The following is a 13,013-nucleotide window of genomic DNA, read 5'->3' as shown; positions in this document are numbered from 1 at the left end:
TAGATTGTGTTGCGGCAAGAGTTGACATAGTGGCTGTTTGCTTTTAGGTTAGCGACCGAAAATATAAATGATAATCATTATTAAAGCCTTTATCATTTTGTGGAGGATGATATGGATACGTCACTGGCTGAGGAAGTACAGCAGACCATGGCAACACTTGCGCCCAATCGCTTTTTCTTTATGTCGCCGTACCGCAGTTTTACGACGTCAGGATGTTTCGCCCGCTTTGATGAACCGGCTGTGAACGGGGATTCGCCAGACAGTCCCTTCCAGCAAAGACTCACCGCCCTGTTTGCTAATGCCAAATCGCAGGGCATTAAAAATCCAGTGATGGTCGGGGCAATCCCCTTCGATCCACGTCAACCTTCATCGCTGTATATTCCCGAATCCTGGCAGCCATTCTCCCGCCAGGAAAAACAAGCTTCTGCGCGCCGTTTTACCCGCAGCCAGTCGCTGAATGTGGTGGAACGGCAGGCAATTCCGGAACAAGCCACGTTTGAACAGATGGTTGCCCGCGCCGCCGTACTTACTGCCACACCGCAAGTCGACAAAGTGGTGTTGTCACGGTTGATTGATATCACCACCGATGCCGCCATCGACAGCGGCGTACTGCTGGAACGGTTGATCGCGCAAAACCCAGTTAGTTACAACTTCCATGTGCCGCTGGCCGATGGTGGCGTCCTGCTCGGAGCCAGCCCGGAACTGCTGCTGCGTAAAGATGGCGAGCGTTTTAGCTCGATTCCGTTAGCCGGTTCCGCGCGTCGTCAGCCGGATGAAGTGCTCGATCGCGAAGCGGGTAATCGTCTGCTGGCGTCGGAAAAAGATCGCCATGAACATGAACTGGTGACCCAGGCGATGAAAGAGGTACTGCGCGAGCGCAGCAGTGAGTTACACGTTCCCTCCTCTCCACAATTGATCACCACGCCGACGCTGTGGCATCTCGCAACGCCCTTTGAAGGTAAAGCGAATTTGCAAGAAAACGCACTGACGCTGGCCTGTCTGCTGCATCCGACCCCCGCGCTGAGCGGTTTCCCGCATCAGGCCGCGACCCAGGTTATTGCTGAACTGGAGCCGTTCGACCGCGAACTGTTTGGCGGCATTGTTGGCTGGTGCGACAGCGAAGGTAACGGCGAGTGGGTGGTGACCATCCGCTGCGCGAAGCTGCGGGAAAATCAGGTGCGTCTGTTTGCCGGTGCGGGGATTGTGCCTGCGTCGTCACCGCTGGGGGAGTGGCGCGAAACGGGCGTCAAACTTTCTACCATGTTGAATGTTTTTGGATTGCATTAAGGAGTGAGGATGAGCATTCCATTCACCCGCTGGCCGGAAGAATTTGCCCGTCGCTATCGGGAAAAAGGCTACTGGCAGGATTTGCCACTAACTGACATTCTGACGCGACATGCTGAGAGTGACAGCGTCGCGGTTATCGACGGCGAGCGGCAGTTGAGTTATCGCCAGTTGAATCAAGCGGCTGATAACCTCGCGTGTAGTTTGCGCCGTCAGGGCATTAAACCTGGTGAAACCGCGCTGGTACACTTAGGTAACGTCGCTGAACTTTACATTACCTTTTTCGCGTTGCTGAAACTGGGCGTTGCGCCGGTGCTGGCGCTGTTCAGCCATCAGCGTAGCGAACTGAACGCCTATGCCAGCCAGATTGAACCGGCATTACTGATTGCCGATCGCCAACATGCGCTGTTTAGCGGGGATGATTTCCTCAATACATTTGTTGCAGAGCATTCCTCCATTCGCGTGGTGCAACTGCTGAACGACAGCGGCGAGCACAATTTGCAGGATGCGATTAACCACCCGGCAGACGGTTTTACTGCCACGCCGTCGCCTGCCGATGAAGTGGCGTATTTCCAGCTTTCCGGCGGCACGACCGGCACGCCGAAGTTGATCCCGCGTACCCATAATGACTATTACTACAGTGTGCGCCGTAGCGTCGAGATTTGTCAGTTCACGCAACAGACACGCTACCTGTGCGCGATTCCGGCGGCTCACAATTACGTCATGAGTTCGCCTGGATCGCTGGGGGTTTTTCTCGCAGGCGGCACTGTGGTTCTGGCGGACGATCCCAGCGCCACGCTCTGTTTCCCATTGATTGCCAAACATCAGGTTAACGTTACCGCACTGGTGCCACCGGCAGTCAGCCTGTGGTTACAGGCATTGAGCGAGGGCGAAAGCCGGGCGCAACTCGCCTCGTTAAAACTGTTACAGGTCGGCGGCGCGCGTCTTTCTGCCACGTTGGCGGCGCGTATTCCCGCAGAGATTGGCTGCCAGTTGCAGCAGGTGTTTGGCATGGCGGAAGGGCTGGTGAACTACACCCGTCTTGATGATAGCGCGGAGAAAATTATCCATACCCAGGGCTACCCAATGTCTCCGGACGATGAAGTGTGGGTTGCCGATGCCGACGGAAATCCATTGCCACAAGGGGAAGTCGGGCGTCTGATGACGCGTGGGCCGTACACCTTCCGCGGTTATTACAAAAGCCCGCACCACAATGCCAGTGCCTTTGACGCCAACGGTTTTTACTGTTCCGGTGATCTGATCTCCATAGATCCAGACGGTTACATCACTGTGCAGGGGCGCGAGAAAGATCAGATCAACCGTGGCGGTGAGAAGATCGCTGCCGAAGAGATCGAAAACCTGTTACTGCGCCATCCGGTGGTGATCTATGCCGCGCTGGTGAGCATGGAAGATGAGCTGATGGGCGAAAAAAGCTGCGCTTATCTGGTGGTAAAAGAGCCGCTGCGTGCGGTGCAGGTGCGTCGTTTCCTGCGTGAACAGGGTATTGCCGAATTTAAATTACCGGATCGCGTGGAGTGTGTGGATTCACTTCCGCTGACGGCGGTCGGGAAAGTCGATAAAAAACAATTACGTCAGTGGCTGGCGTCACGCGCATCAGCCTGAAGGAGAGAACACGATGGCTATTCCAAAATTACAGGCTTACGCACTGCCGGAGTCTCACGATATTCCGCAAAATAAAGTCGACTGGGCCTTTGAACCGCAACGTGCTGCGCTATTAATCCATGATATGCAAGACTATTTTGTCAGCTTCTGGGGCGATAACTGCCCGATGATGGAGCAGGTGATCGCTAATATTGCCGCCCTGCGTGACTACTGTAAGCAACACAATATTCCGGTTTATTACACTGCCCAGCCAAAAGAGCAGAGCGATGAAGATCGGGCGCTGCTGAATGATATGTGGGGGCCGGGCCTGACGCGTTCGCCGGAACAACAAAAGGTGGTGGATCGCCTGACGCCAGATGCTGACGATACAGTGCTGGTGAAGTGGCGCTACAGCGCGTTTCATCGTTCCCCGCTGGAGCAAATGCTTAAAGAGAGCGGACGTAACCAACTGATTATTACCGGAGTGTATGCGCACATCGGTTGTATGACCACTGCGACCGACGCGTTTATGCGCGATATTAAACCGTTTATGGTGGCTGATGCGTTGGCCGATTTCAGCCGTGACGAGCATTTGATGTCGCTGAAATATGTTGCCGGGCGTTCCGGTCGGGTGGTGATGACTGAAGAGTTACTGCCAGCACCGATCCCTGCCAGTAAAGCGGAGCTGCGCGAGGTGGTTCTGCCGTTGCTGGATGAATCTGATGAACCGTTTGATGACGACAACCTGATCGACTACGGTCTGGATTCGGTGCGCATGATGGCGCTGGCGGCGCGCTGGCGCAAAGTGCATGGCGATATCGATTTTGTCATGCTGGCGAAAAATCCGACCATCGACGCCTGGTGGAAGCTACTCTCTCGCGAGGTGAAATAATGAATTTCAGCGGCAAAAATGTCTGGGTAACCGGCGCGGGGAAAGGCATCGGCTATGCCACGGCGCTGGCGTTTGTTGAAGCGGGAGCAAAAGTCACAGGCTTTGATCGGGCATTCACGCTGGAGCATTATCCCTTTGCGACTGAAGTGCTGGATGTTGCTGATGCCGGGCAGGTGGCGCAAGTCTGCCAGCGGCTGTTAGGCGAAACGCAGCGCCTGGACGTGCTGGTCAATGCGGCAGGAATTTTGCGCATGGGCGCGACAGACCAACTGAGTAAAGAGGACTGGCAGCAGACTTTTGCGGTCAACGTCGGCGGTGCGTTTAACCTGTTTCAACAGACCATGAATCAGTTTCGCCGTCAGCGGGGGGGAGCGATTGTTACGGTAGCGTCCGATGCCGCACACACGCCGCGTATTGGTATGAGTGCTTATGGCGCGTCGAAAGCGGCGCTGAAAAGTCTGGCGTTGAGCGTCGGGCTGGAACTGGCAGGTAGTGGAGTACGTTGCAACGTGGTTTCGCCGGGTTCCACCGACACCGACATGCAACGCACGCTGTGGGTGAGCGATGACGCGGAAGAGCAGCGTATTCGCGGCTTTGGTGAGCAGTTTAAGCTTGGCATTCCACTGGGGAAAATCGCCCGTCCGCAGGAGATCGCCAACACGATTTTGTTCCTCGCCTCCGATCTCGCCAGCCATATCACGCTACAGGATATCGTGGTGGATGGCGGCTCAACGCTGGGAGCATAACTGTGATCTGGAAACGTCATTTGACCCTGGATGAACTGAACGCTACCAGCGATAACACGATGGTGGCGCATCTGGGAATTGTTTACACCCGTCTGGGTGATGATGTGCTGGAAGCCGAAATGCCGGTCGATACCCGTACTCATCAGCCGTTTGGTCTGCTGCACGGCGGCGCGTCGGCGGCGCTGGCAGAAACGTTGGGATCGATGGCTGGATTTATGATGACTCGCGACGGGCAGTGCGTGGTGGGGACGGAACTTAATGCCACCCATCATCGCCCTGTCTCGCAGGGAAAGGTGCGCGGCGTCTGTCAGCCGCTGTATCTTGGGCGACAAAATCAGAGCTGGGAGATTGTCGTTTTCGATGAACAGGGACGGCGTTGCTGCACCTGTCGGCTGGGTACGGCGGTTTTGGGATGAACCCGACAGAATAAAATGAGATTGCAGGAAAACTCGGTTAATGGAGTGATCGAGTTAACATTGTGAAGTTAATTATTGGTTTTAACTCTTATTTGTTTGGTTATCGTGTTGTTAAATTTTGCAAAGATGTTATAGAAACAAAATGTAACATCTCTATGGATACGTACACGGATAACAATTATGAACAAGTCAGGGAAATACCTCGTCTGGACAGTGCTCTCTGTGATGGGAGCATTCGCTCTGGGATACATTGCTTTAAATCGTGGGGAACAGATTAACGCGCTGTGGATTGTGGTGGCGTCGGTCTGTATCTATCTCATCGCTTATCGTTTTTACGGTCTGTTTATCGCCAAAAAAGTGCTGGCGGTTGACCCGACTCGTATGACGCCAGCCGTGCGCCATAACGACGGTCTGGACTATGTGCCGACGGACAAAAAAGTGCTGTTCGGTCACCATTTTGCGGCCATTGCCGGCGCAGGCCCACTGGTCGGGCCGGTGCTGGCGGCGCAGATGGGCTACCTGCCGGGGATGATCTGGCTGCTTGCCGGGGTGGTTCTCGCCGGTGCGGTGCAGGACTTCATGGTGCTGTTTGTTTCCACGCGCCGCGATGGTCGCTCGTTGGGTGAACTGGTCAAAGAAGAAATGGGACCAACCGCCGGGGTGATTGCGCTGGTGGCCTGCTTTATGATCATGGTGATCATTCTGGCGGTGCTGGCGATGATCGTGGTGAAAGCCCTGACCCATAGTCCGTGGGGAACGTACACCGTTGCGTTCACTATTCCGCTGGCGCTTTTTATGGGGATCTACCTGCGCTACCTGCGTCCAGGTCGCATTGGTGAAGTGTCGATCATCGGTCTGGTGTTCCTGATTTTCGCCATCATTTCTGGCGGCTGGGTGGCAGAAAGTCCGACCTGGGCACCGTACTTTGACTTTACGGGCGTGCAGTTGACCTGGATGCTGGTGGGCTACGGTTTTGTGGCGGCAGTGCTGCCGGTATGGCTGCTGTTGGCTCCGCGTGACTACCTCTCTACCTTCCTGAAAATCGGGACTATCGTTGGTCTGGCGGTGGGAATTCTGATTATGCGCCCCACGCTGACCATGCCGGCGCTGACCAAATTTATCGATGGTACTGGCCCGGTATGGACCGGTAACCTGTTCCCGTTCCTGTTTATCACCATCGCCTGTGGTGCAGTGTCTGGCTTCCATGCGCTGATCTCTTCCGGCACCACGCCAAAGATGCTGGCGAACGAAGGTCAGGCGTGCTTTATCGGTTACGGCGGGATGTTGATGGAATCCTTCGTGGCGATTATGGCGCTGGTTTCCGCCTGTATCATCGATCCGGGCGTGTACTTCGCCATGAACAGCCCGATGGCGGTGCTGGCTCCGGCAGGTACGGCAGATGTGGTGGCTTCTGCAGCGCAAGTGGTGAGTAGCTGGGGCTTTGCAATTACCCCGGATACGTTAAACCAGATTGCCAGTGAAGTCGGTGAACAGTCGATCATTTCTCGTGCGGGCGGTGCGCCAACGCTGGCGGTAGGGATGGCCTACATCCTGCACGGCGCGCTGGGCGGCATGATGGATGTGGCGTTCTGGTATCATTTTGCCATTCTGTTTGAAGCGCTGTTTATTCTGACGGCGGTAGATGCGGGTACGCGTGCTGCGCGCTTTATGTTGCAGGATCTGCTGGGCGTGGTTTCTCCTGGTCTGAAACGGACGGATTCACTGCCTGCTAACCTGCTGGCGACGGCGCTGTGCGTACTGGCCTGGGGTTACTTCCTGCATCAGGGCGTGGTCGATCCGCTGGGCGGCATTAATACCCTGTGGCCGCTGTTTGGTATTGCTAACCAGATGCTGGCGGGGATGGCGCTGATGCTTTGTGCCGTGGTGCTGTTCAAGATGAAACGTCAACGTTATGCCTGGGTGGCACTGGTGCCAACGGCCTGGTTGCTGATTTGTACCCTGACCGCAGGCTGGCAGAAAGCGTTTAGCCCGGATGCGAAGGTCGGCTTCCTGGCAATTGCGAACAAGTTCCAGGCAATGATCGACAGCGGTAATATTCCGTCGCAGTATACCGAGTCACAACTGGCGCAACTGGTGTTCAACAACCGTCTGGATGCCGGACTGACCATCTTCTTTATGGTGGTTGTGGTGGTCCTGGCGCTGTTCTCGATTAAGACGGCACTGGCGGCATTGAAAGAGTCGAAGCCGACGGCGAAAGAAACGCCGTATGAGCCGATGCCGGAAAATGTTGAGGAGATCGTGGCGCAGGCGAAAGGCGCGCACTAAATTATCACTATTACGCTCTCTCTTTTGGGAGAGCGTAAGGCTGATGACAAACGCAAAATTGCCTGATGCGCTGCAACATTTGTAGACAGGATAAGGTGTTCACGCCGCATCCGGCAATATCTCAGCAATCTGATTACCGGAGGTATTGATGTTTGATTCACTGGCAAAAGCCGGAAAATATTTAGGTCAGGCGGCGAAGCTGATGATTGGCATGCCCGATTACGATAACTATGTCGAACATATGCGGGTCAATCATCCTGATCAGACGCCGATGACTTATGAAGAGTTTTTCCGCGAGCGGCAGGACGCGCGCTACGGTGGCAAAGGCGGCGCGCGCTGTTGCTAAATCTGCATGTCAGACGGTAAATGATTCCACTTTTTCGAACGCTGCACGCAACGTATCAGGTGTCAGCGTGACCGGCAGATAATGAATGGACTCCACCGGACGCAAAGTATGGGCAATCACTTTGTCGATTTCCGCCTGATTATTGATATCCACTTCCAGTTCCGCCAGCGTGGTCGGTAGATGAAAACGCTTATATGCCCCGGTTAATTGCGCCAGCACGTCATCCTGTCCCAGCAAGGCGCTTTGTACCAGAATGCCGTAAGCAACTTTGGTGCCGTGGAGAAATTTCTCGGTTTGCGGCAGCACGGTCAGACCGTTATGCACGGCATGAGCTGCCGCCACACGCGTAAAACGATCGCCCAGACCTCCTACCATACCTCCACCGGCGATAATCGCATCCACCACATCGCAAAATGACTGCGTTAACTGCTTGTTTTGCTGATCGGCAAGAGCCTGTTCGCTACTGCTTAACAATACGTCGCGGATGGCCTGTGCGCTATTGAGCCCCAGACGCACAGTCAGCGGCAATGTTTCCGGTTGCGGTGCCAGCACCACCGCTTCATACCATTTCGCCAGCGTGTCACCGATACCCGCCAGCAGATATTCTTGCGGTGCATTGAGGATAATCTCTGGTTCCACCAGCACCATAAAATTGGTGTCGTCGAAAATCTCATAATGTAGCGCCTGTCCGGCGTCGTTATACCAGACGGAGAGCGGTGTCCAGGCAGCGCAGGTAGCGGCGATCGTCGGAACGGCAACAAACGGCAGACCCAGACGGCGGGCGAGGGCTTTCGCGGTGTCGAGCAGTGCGCCGCCGCCGACGCCAATCACGACGCTGCGATTGTCACCAGACTCAGCCGCCAGTTGTTGCACATCGTTTTCGCTGCAATGACCACGAAACAAAATATGTTTTGCGCCGGGCAGCTCAAACGCTGGTGGAAGTTTTGTTTCTGCCGCAGCAATGGCACGTTCGCCATAAATCCACACGGCACGAGCAAGCTGTTCGTTGGTGAAAAAATCATGCAGGTGATTCAGGCTTCCGGGATGAGAAAAGTAGTTAGCAGGGCCGACGACGACGCGGATAGGATTGTGAGGCATGTTGTGTTGTCCTTATTGTTTTATTTAGACATCTAAACGTCTTGATTGCCAAATACTAACATCGTGTTATAGTGCCTTCAACACGCAACTTCGTCAGGCATGATAAAAATGACAAATAACCCTCTGATTCCACAAAGCAAACTTCCACAACTAGGCACGACTATTTTTACCCGGATGAGCGCGTTGGCGCAGCAGCACCAGGCGATTAATCTGTCGCAAGGTTTTCCTGATTTTGATGGCCCGCGCTATTTGCAGGAGCGGTTGGCGTATCACGTTGCTCAGGGCGCAAATCAATACGCGCCAATGACCGGCGTGCAGGCATTGCGCGAGGCGATTGCTGAGAAAACCGCACGGCTGTATGGCTATCAACCGGATGCTGAACATGACATCACCGTAACAGCAGGAGCGACGGAGGCGTTATATGCGGCGATTACCGCGTTGGTACGTAGTGGCGATGAGGTTATCTGTTTTGATCCCAGCTATGACAGTTACGCACCCGCCATCGCGCTAGCGGGTGGGGTTGTGAAACGCATCGCGCTGCAACCGCCGTATTTTCGCGTTGACTGGCAAGAGTTTGCTGCGTTACTGAGCGAGCGTACCCGGTTGGTGATCCTCAATACGCCGCATAATCCCAGCGCCACTGTCTGGCAGCAGACTGATTTTGCAGCCTTGTGGCAGGCGATTGCCGAGCGCGAGATTTTTGTCATTAGCGATGAGGTCTACGAGCACATCAATTTTTCACAGCAGGGCCATGCCAGTGTACTGGCGCATCCGCAACTGCGTGAGCGGGCGGTGGCGGTGTCATCGTTTGGCAAGACCTATCATATGACTGGCTGGAAAGTGGGGTATTGCGTTGCGCCAGCGCCCATCAGCGCCGAGATCCGCAAGGTGCATCAGTATTTGACTTTTTCGGTCAATACTCCCACACAACTGGCGCTTGCCGATATGCTGCGGGAGGAACCTGAACATTATCTTGCGTTACCGGACTTTTATCGCCAGAAGCGCGATATTCTTGTGAATGCATTACGAGAGAGCAGACTGGAGATCTTACCCTGTGAAGGCACTTACTTTTTGCTGGTGGATTACAGCGCCGTTTCTACGTTAAATGATGTCGAGTTCTGTCAGTGGTTAACGCAGGAGCATGGTGTAGCGGCGATCCCTCTGTCGGTGTTTTGTGCCGATCCCTTCCCGCATAAACTGATTCGTCTCTGTTTTGCCAAAAAGGAATCGACGCTGCTGGCGGCGGCTGAACGCCTGCGCCAGTTGTAATTATTTCACCGTCCAGGCACGGGAATATCTACGGTCGGCAAACAACTCTTGCAGGCCGTTTATTTGCTTGAGGCGTAGCACTTCGTCGCTGTCCATACCCAGTTCTATACTGATTTTATTATCGTTCCATCCCAACTGGCTGAGTTCACGAACGATTTCTGACATTGCTGTGATTTGGTGGCGGCCACGCGCGCGGTTGTGGCGAATCGTTGCAGCGATGCGTTCGTTACGATCCCTTTCCAGACAGGTAACCGGTAAATACCCTTTTAAGCGCGTTTTTAACGTGTTAGAGCCTTTACCAATTTCATGGCGGTGGAAACCATCAACAATTTCAAGCGTATTAGCTCTGGTGTTGGTTACTACAATCGGTTGGGTAAAACCATCAATTTCAATGGATTTTTTTAATAGCTTCTTCTCTGGCGGTGCCACATTATTGGGATTGTAATCGTTTGGCACGAGTTGGCTATTTTTAACCCATAACACACAATCCACCGGCTCGTCGCGAAATGGACTCACTTGATGTATCGCCATCCGGATCTCATTGATCGCCTTAATGCGATCTTCTTCCGCTAAACTGGCGAGAAATTGCGTTAAATCCTGAGTTAATCGCTGTTGCATAATATTCCCCACTCCTGACGTTTTTCTTTCATCCGTTCGTTATAACGTTGATAATTTTTAGCTTTTGTAGGGCTGAATGATAACGCCCGGCACCAATAATCATTGTTGAGTAATACCTTGCAGATACGTCGCCAGGAGGGGACGTCTTTTGAGCCAATATCTCCTTGTTGAGTCTGAGGAATTTCGATTCCTTTTTTTTGATACCAGTGCAAATAAACAGCAATTTTATTGCGATAATGATCAGCCGTTTTTTCTGGCATGCTGTTAAGCAGTAATAAGGCATATTCCTGCCAGTCTAAATGGTCAGGTTTTAGGATCTTCCTGTGGCCATAGAATTGATTATTGTGACCAGCGTAAATTCCACCGCTTTTTACGCCACTGACCCGGGCGCACATTGCGGCCCATCGATCAGGTTCAAGAACATGATATAGCCACAAACCTTGCCGTTGCTCTGGACCAAAAGGTTCGCAAATTCGCATTTGACGCAGAGGGACGCCAGCCTGGTACATCAGGTTATACAGCGGATTACAGAGGTTTTGGCCTTTAGCGTACCAGGTCCAGATATCAGCGACTTTCCAGTCGTAAATGGGGTAAATGTACCAACAATGACCGCCTGGCGCGGCGGTGGTCCACGGCTTATCGTCAGCAAAACGTTGTTTATTTAAACTGGCAATGGCGACGAAACGATTATAAGACTCGTCGGCACGGATCCCGACCATCATTGCGGCTGGTCGTTGTTGTGAAAACCATTCGGCAAATTCACGCACGAAATGTTCAAACGTCATACCCGATTGATAAAACGAGAAAAATGCCGGGTCGGTTATCGCATCTTCTGGTGGCTGTCGAACCCATTCAGTATCAGGTTGCCAGCACTGCCATTCAGGTTGATATTGGGATAATGAATTTTGTGTTGTTAACGGTAGAGCCACCCAATAAAACGTTTCGATGACATCCGCATATTGTTCCCGTAGCGATTGAACATAGTCAATAGTACAAGAAAACTGTGCTTCCCAGTCGATAAACAGGACGTGTATTTTTTTTCCTATTTTCCTGGCCAGACCTGCGGTCAAATGAAGCATTAAGCCAGAATCTTTACCACCAGAAAAAGAGACGCATACGCGGGGCAGTGTATTAAGTGTCCAGGTGATACGGTCTTGTGCTGCTTCCAGAATATTGAGAGGAAGCGGAATTTTATAAATGGACATCTGTAAACGCTCTCTTAACATGACCGGGAGAAAGTGCAATAGTTTGCTGATTATAATATTAATAAACTTAAATGAAATATCTTATTTTATATTCACTAGGTGAATTTTTTTATGATGAATATTGTTCTTATTGATAGGTTTTCAGGATAAGCTGTCATTTAAGCGATCAATAAATCGAGAGAACGCCAGATTGTTTAATGATGATTTATTATAGGAAATATAAAGTGTATTAGAGGGGAGGTTATGTTTTAGTTTTATTTGTTTTAATTGCAGGTTTTTCTGATGACAACGATATAGTTCAAAGGGAACAATACCCAGTAAATCGGTTACCGCAATAGTATTGATAATAGTAAACAGAGAAGAACTACGGAATGCTATTTTTCGGTTTGCCAGAATCGCTTCTATTTCCATCTGAAAATCTTCAAGGCCAGATGCTTTTGATGTCAGAAAAGTAAACTCTTCATCAAGAATGTCTTCGCGGCTACTGTATTCCGTTATTCTCGGATGAGATGCACTACAGATAAGCGTGTTGCGTATCGATTGAAAAGGTACACAGCTCACCGAGCGACTGATGACTGGTATTAATGTAATAACCAGATCTGCTTTGCGATAAGCCAATAAATTTTCGGCGCTTTCTGCTGACATCATAATGTCATGATGTTCAATTTCTACCGATGTGTCTTGTCGTAGGCATCCGATCAAAAGACTACTGTTGGTTGACGAGATAAGTTGCGGACCATAAATAATAAATTTTTTCTTCAGCTCGGATTTATTGACAATGTTGATGGTTTGCTCAAGGTTTTTGAGATTTTTCTCAAGATGATGATGCAGATTTAATCCTGTCGTTGTTGGTGCAATTCCTTTACCGGAGCGAATAAATAAGGGGTCATTAAATTGCGCCCGTAGACGTTGTAAAGACTGGCTTACCGCAGAAGGCGTTATATATAATGATTCTGCGGCCTTGCTAATACTAAGATGTTGGTAGATGCACTCAAAAATGACAAGCAAGTTTAAATCGAATTTTTTTAAGTCGTAAAGATTAGCCATGATGCACTCCATTCATATGCTTGTTCTCATAATATTCATCAAGTCAATGATATGGCTTTATGTATTTTTATATATTATGTTATTTTACTTAATTCACGATTAAGTTTTTCTAAAATAGCATAGCTGATATGAGAGGGGTGAACAATACTTGCGATTTTTTGGATAACTGAAAAGAGATAAATATTCCAGTTATCCATAGAATGA

The 13,013-nt window shown here is 51.5% G+C and carries 12 protein-coding genes; 8 read left to right on the top strand and 4 right to left on the bottom strand.

Translation table 11 applies throughout. The features are described 5' to 3' along the window. The first annotated feature begins 111 nt into the window (after positions 1–111). The 7 genes from entC (at position 112) to A9587_RS20855 (ending at position 7,572) form a co-directional block, all read left to right on the top strand. Complete coding sequence (gene entC, locus A9587_RS20885) at positions 112–1,287, top strand: isochorismate synthase EntC (RefSeq protein ID WP_105263423.1); 1,176 nt, start codon at positions 112–114, stop codon at positions 1,285–1,287. Between the two features lie 9 nt (positions 1,288–1,296). Further along, the gene (entE, locus tag A9587_RS20880; protein ID WP_105263422.1) at positions 1,297–2,907 is read left to right on the top strand and encodes a (2,3-dihydroxybenzoyl)adenylate synthase EntE; all 1,611 of its coding nucleotides are present in this window, start codon (positions 1,297–1,299) and stop codon (positions 2,905–2,907) included. 13 nt (positions 2,908–2,920) lie between these two features. Continuing rightward, the gene (entB, locus tag A9587_RS20875) at positions 2,921–3,778 is read left to right on the top strand and encodes an enterobactin biosynthesis bifunctional isochorismatase/aryl carrier protein EntB (RefSeq protein ID WP_001515953.1); all 858 of its coding nucleotides are present in this window, start codon (positions 2,921–2,923) and stop codon (positions 3,776–3,778) included. Then, a complete protein-coding gene (entA, locus tag A9587_RS20870; RefSeq protein ID WP_001011656.1) occupies positions 3,778–4,524 on the top strand; it encodes a 2,3-dihydro-2,3-dihydroxybenzoate dehydrogenase EntA in 747 nt (248 codons plus the stop codon). The genes entB and entA overlap by 1 nt, the downstream gene beginning before the upstream one ends. Positions 4,525–4,526: 2 nt before the next feature. Next, positions 4,527–4,940, top strand: a complete 414-nt coding sequence (gene entH / locus A9587_RS20865) for a proofreading thioesterase EntH (RefSeq protein ID WP_000637956.1) — start codon at positions 4,527–4,529, stop codon at positions 4,938–4,940. Positions 4,941–5,120: 180 nt separating this feature from the next. After that, positions 5,121–7,226 (top strand): pyruvate/proton symporter CstA, encoded by a 2,106-nt coding sequence (cstA, locus tag A9587_RS20860; RefSeq protein ID WP_001043117.1) that lies wholly within the window; start codon positions 5,121–5,123, stop codon positions 7,224–7,226. 148 nt (positions 7,227–7,374) lie between these two features. After that, on the top strand, positions 7,375–7,572 hold the full coding sequence (locus tag A9587_RS20855; protein WP_000460431.1) for a YbdD/YjiX family protein: 198 nt from the start codon (positions 7,375–7,377) through the stop codon (positions 7,570–7,572). A gap of 9 nt (positions 7,573–7,581) precedes the next feature. On the opposite strand, the gene hcxA is transcribed toward A9587_RS20855, so the two are convergent. Continuing rightward, the gene (hcxA, locus tag A9587_RS20850; protein ID WP_001515956.1) at positions 7,582–8,670 is read right to left on the bottom strand and encodes a hydroxycarboxylate dehydrogenase HcxA; all 1,089 of its coding nucleotides are present in this window, start codon (positions 8,668–8,670) and stop codon (positions 7,582–7,584) included. Positions 8,671–8,778: 108 nt separating this feature from the next. Between hcxA and ybdL the strand changes: the two genes are divergently transcribed. Then, positions 8,779–9,939 carry a methionine-oxo-acid transaminase gene (gene ybdL / locus A9587_RS20845; protein ID WP_105263421.1) on the top strand — a complete coding sequence of 387 codons (1,161 nt, stop codon included), beginning with the start codon at positions 8,779–8,781 and terminating at the stop codon, positions 9,937–9,939. Here ybdL and A9587_RS20840 read toward each other — a convergent pair whose 3' ends face one another. From A9587_RS20840 to citR, 3 genes are all read right to left on the bottom strand, one after another. After that, positions 9,940–10,569 (bottom strand): IbrB-like domain-containing protein, encoded by a 630-nt coding sequence (locus A9587_RS20840; protein WP_105263420.1) that lies wholly within the window; start codon positions 10,567–10,569, stop codon positions 9,940–9,942. Continuing rightward, positions 10,542–11,762, bottom strand: coding sequence for a phosphoadenosine phosphosulfate reductase (locus A9587_RS20835; protein ID WP_000029788.1), 1,221 nt, complete (start codon positions 11,760–11,762; stop codon positions 10,542–10,544). The genes A9587_RS20840 and A9587_RS20835 overlap by 28 nt, the downstream gene beginning before the upstream one ends. Before the next feature lie 141 nt (positions 11,763–11,903). After that, positions 11,904–12,809, bottom strand: coding sequence for a DNA-binding transcriptional repressor CitR (gene citR, locus A9587_RS20830; RefSeq protein WP_000002459.1), 906 nt, complete (start codon positions 12,807–12,809; stop codon positions 11,904–11,906). Positions 12,810–13,013: the final 204 nt, after the last annotated feature.

Source organism: Escherichia sp. MOD1-EC6162 (genome assembly GCF_002965125.1).
In the GTDB taxonomy this organism is placed as follows: domain Bacteria; phylum Pseudomonadota; class Gammaproteobacteria; order Enterobacterales; family Enterobacteriaceae; genus Escherichia; species Escherichia marmotae.
The sequence above is the reverse complement of the archived record's forward strand: the minus strand, read 5'-3'. Positions and strand labels throughout refer to the sequence as shown.

Coding starts and splice junctions, on each gene's coding strand:
- entC (WP_105263423.1), top strand. CDS start 112: ATGGATACGTCACTGGCTGAGGAAGTACAGCAGACCATGGCAACACTT.
- entE (WP_105263422.1), top strand. CDS start 1,297: ATGAGCATTCCATTCACCCGCTGGCCGGAAGAATTTGCCCGTCGCTAT.
- entB (WP_001515953.1), top strand. CDS start 2,921: ATGGCTATTCCAAAATTACAGGCTTACGCACTGCCGGAGTCTCACGAT.
- entA (WP_001011656.1), top strand. CDS start 3,778: ATGAATTTCAGCGGCAAAAATGTCTGGGTAACCGGCGCGGGGAAAGGC.
- cstA (WP_001043117.1), top strand. CDS start 5,121: ATGAACAAGTCAGGGAAATACCTCGTCTGGACAGTGCTCTCTGTGATG.
- A9587_RS20855 (WP_000460431.1), top strand. CDS start 7,375: ATGTTTGATTCACTGGCAAAAGCCGGAAAATATTTAGGTCAGGCGGCG.
- hcxA (WP_001515956.1), bottom strand. CDS start 8,670: ATGCCTCACAATCCTATCCGCGTCGTCGTCGGCCCTGCTAACTACTTT.
- ybdL (WP_105263421.1), top strand. CDS start 8,779: ATGACAAATAACCCTCTGATTCCACAAAGCAAACTTCCACAACTAGGC.
- A9587_RS20835 (WP_000029788.1), bottom strand. CDS start 11,762: ATGTCCATTTATAAAATTCCGCTTCCTCTCAATATTCTGGAAGCAGCA.
- citR (WP_000002459.1), bottom strand. CDS start 12,809: ATGGCTAATCTTTACGACTTAAAAAAATTCGATTTAAACTTGCTTGTC.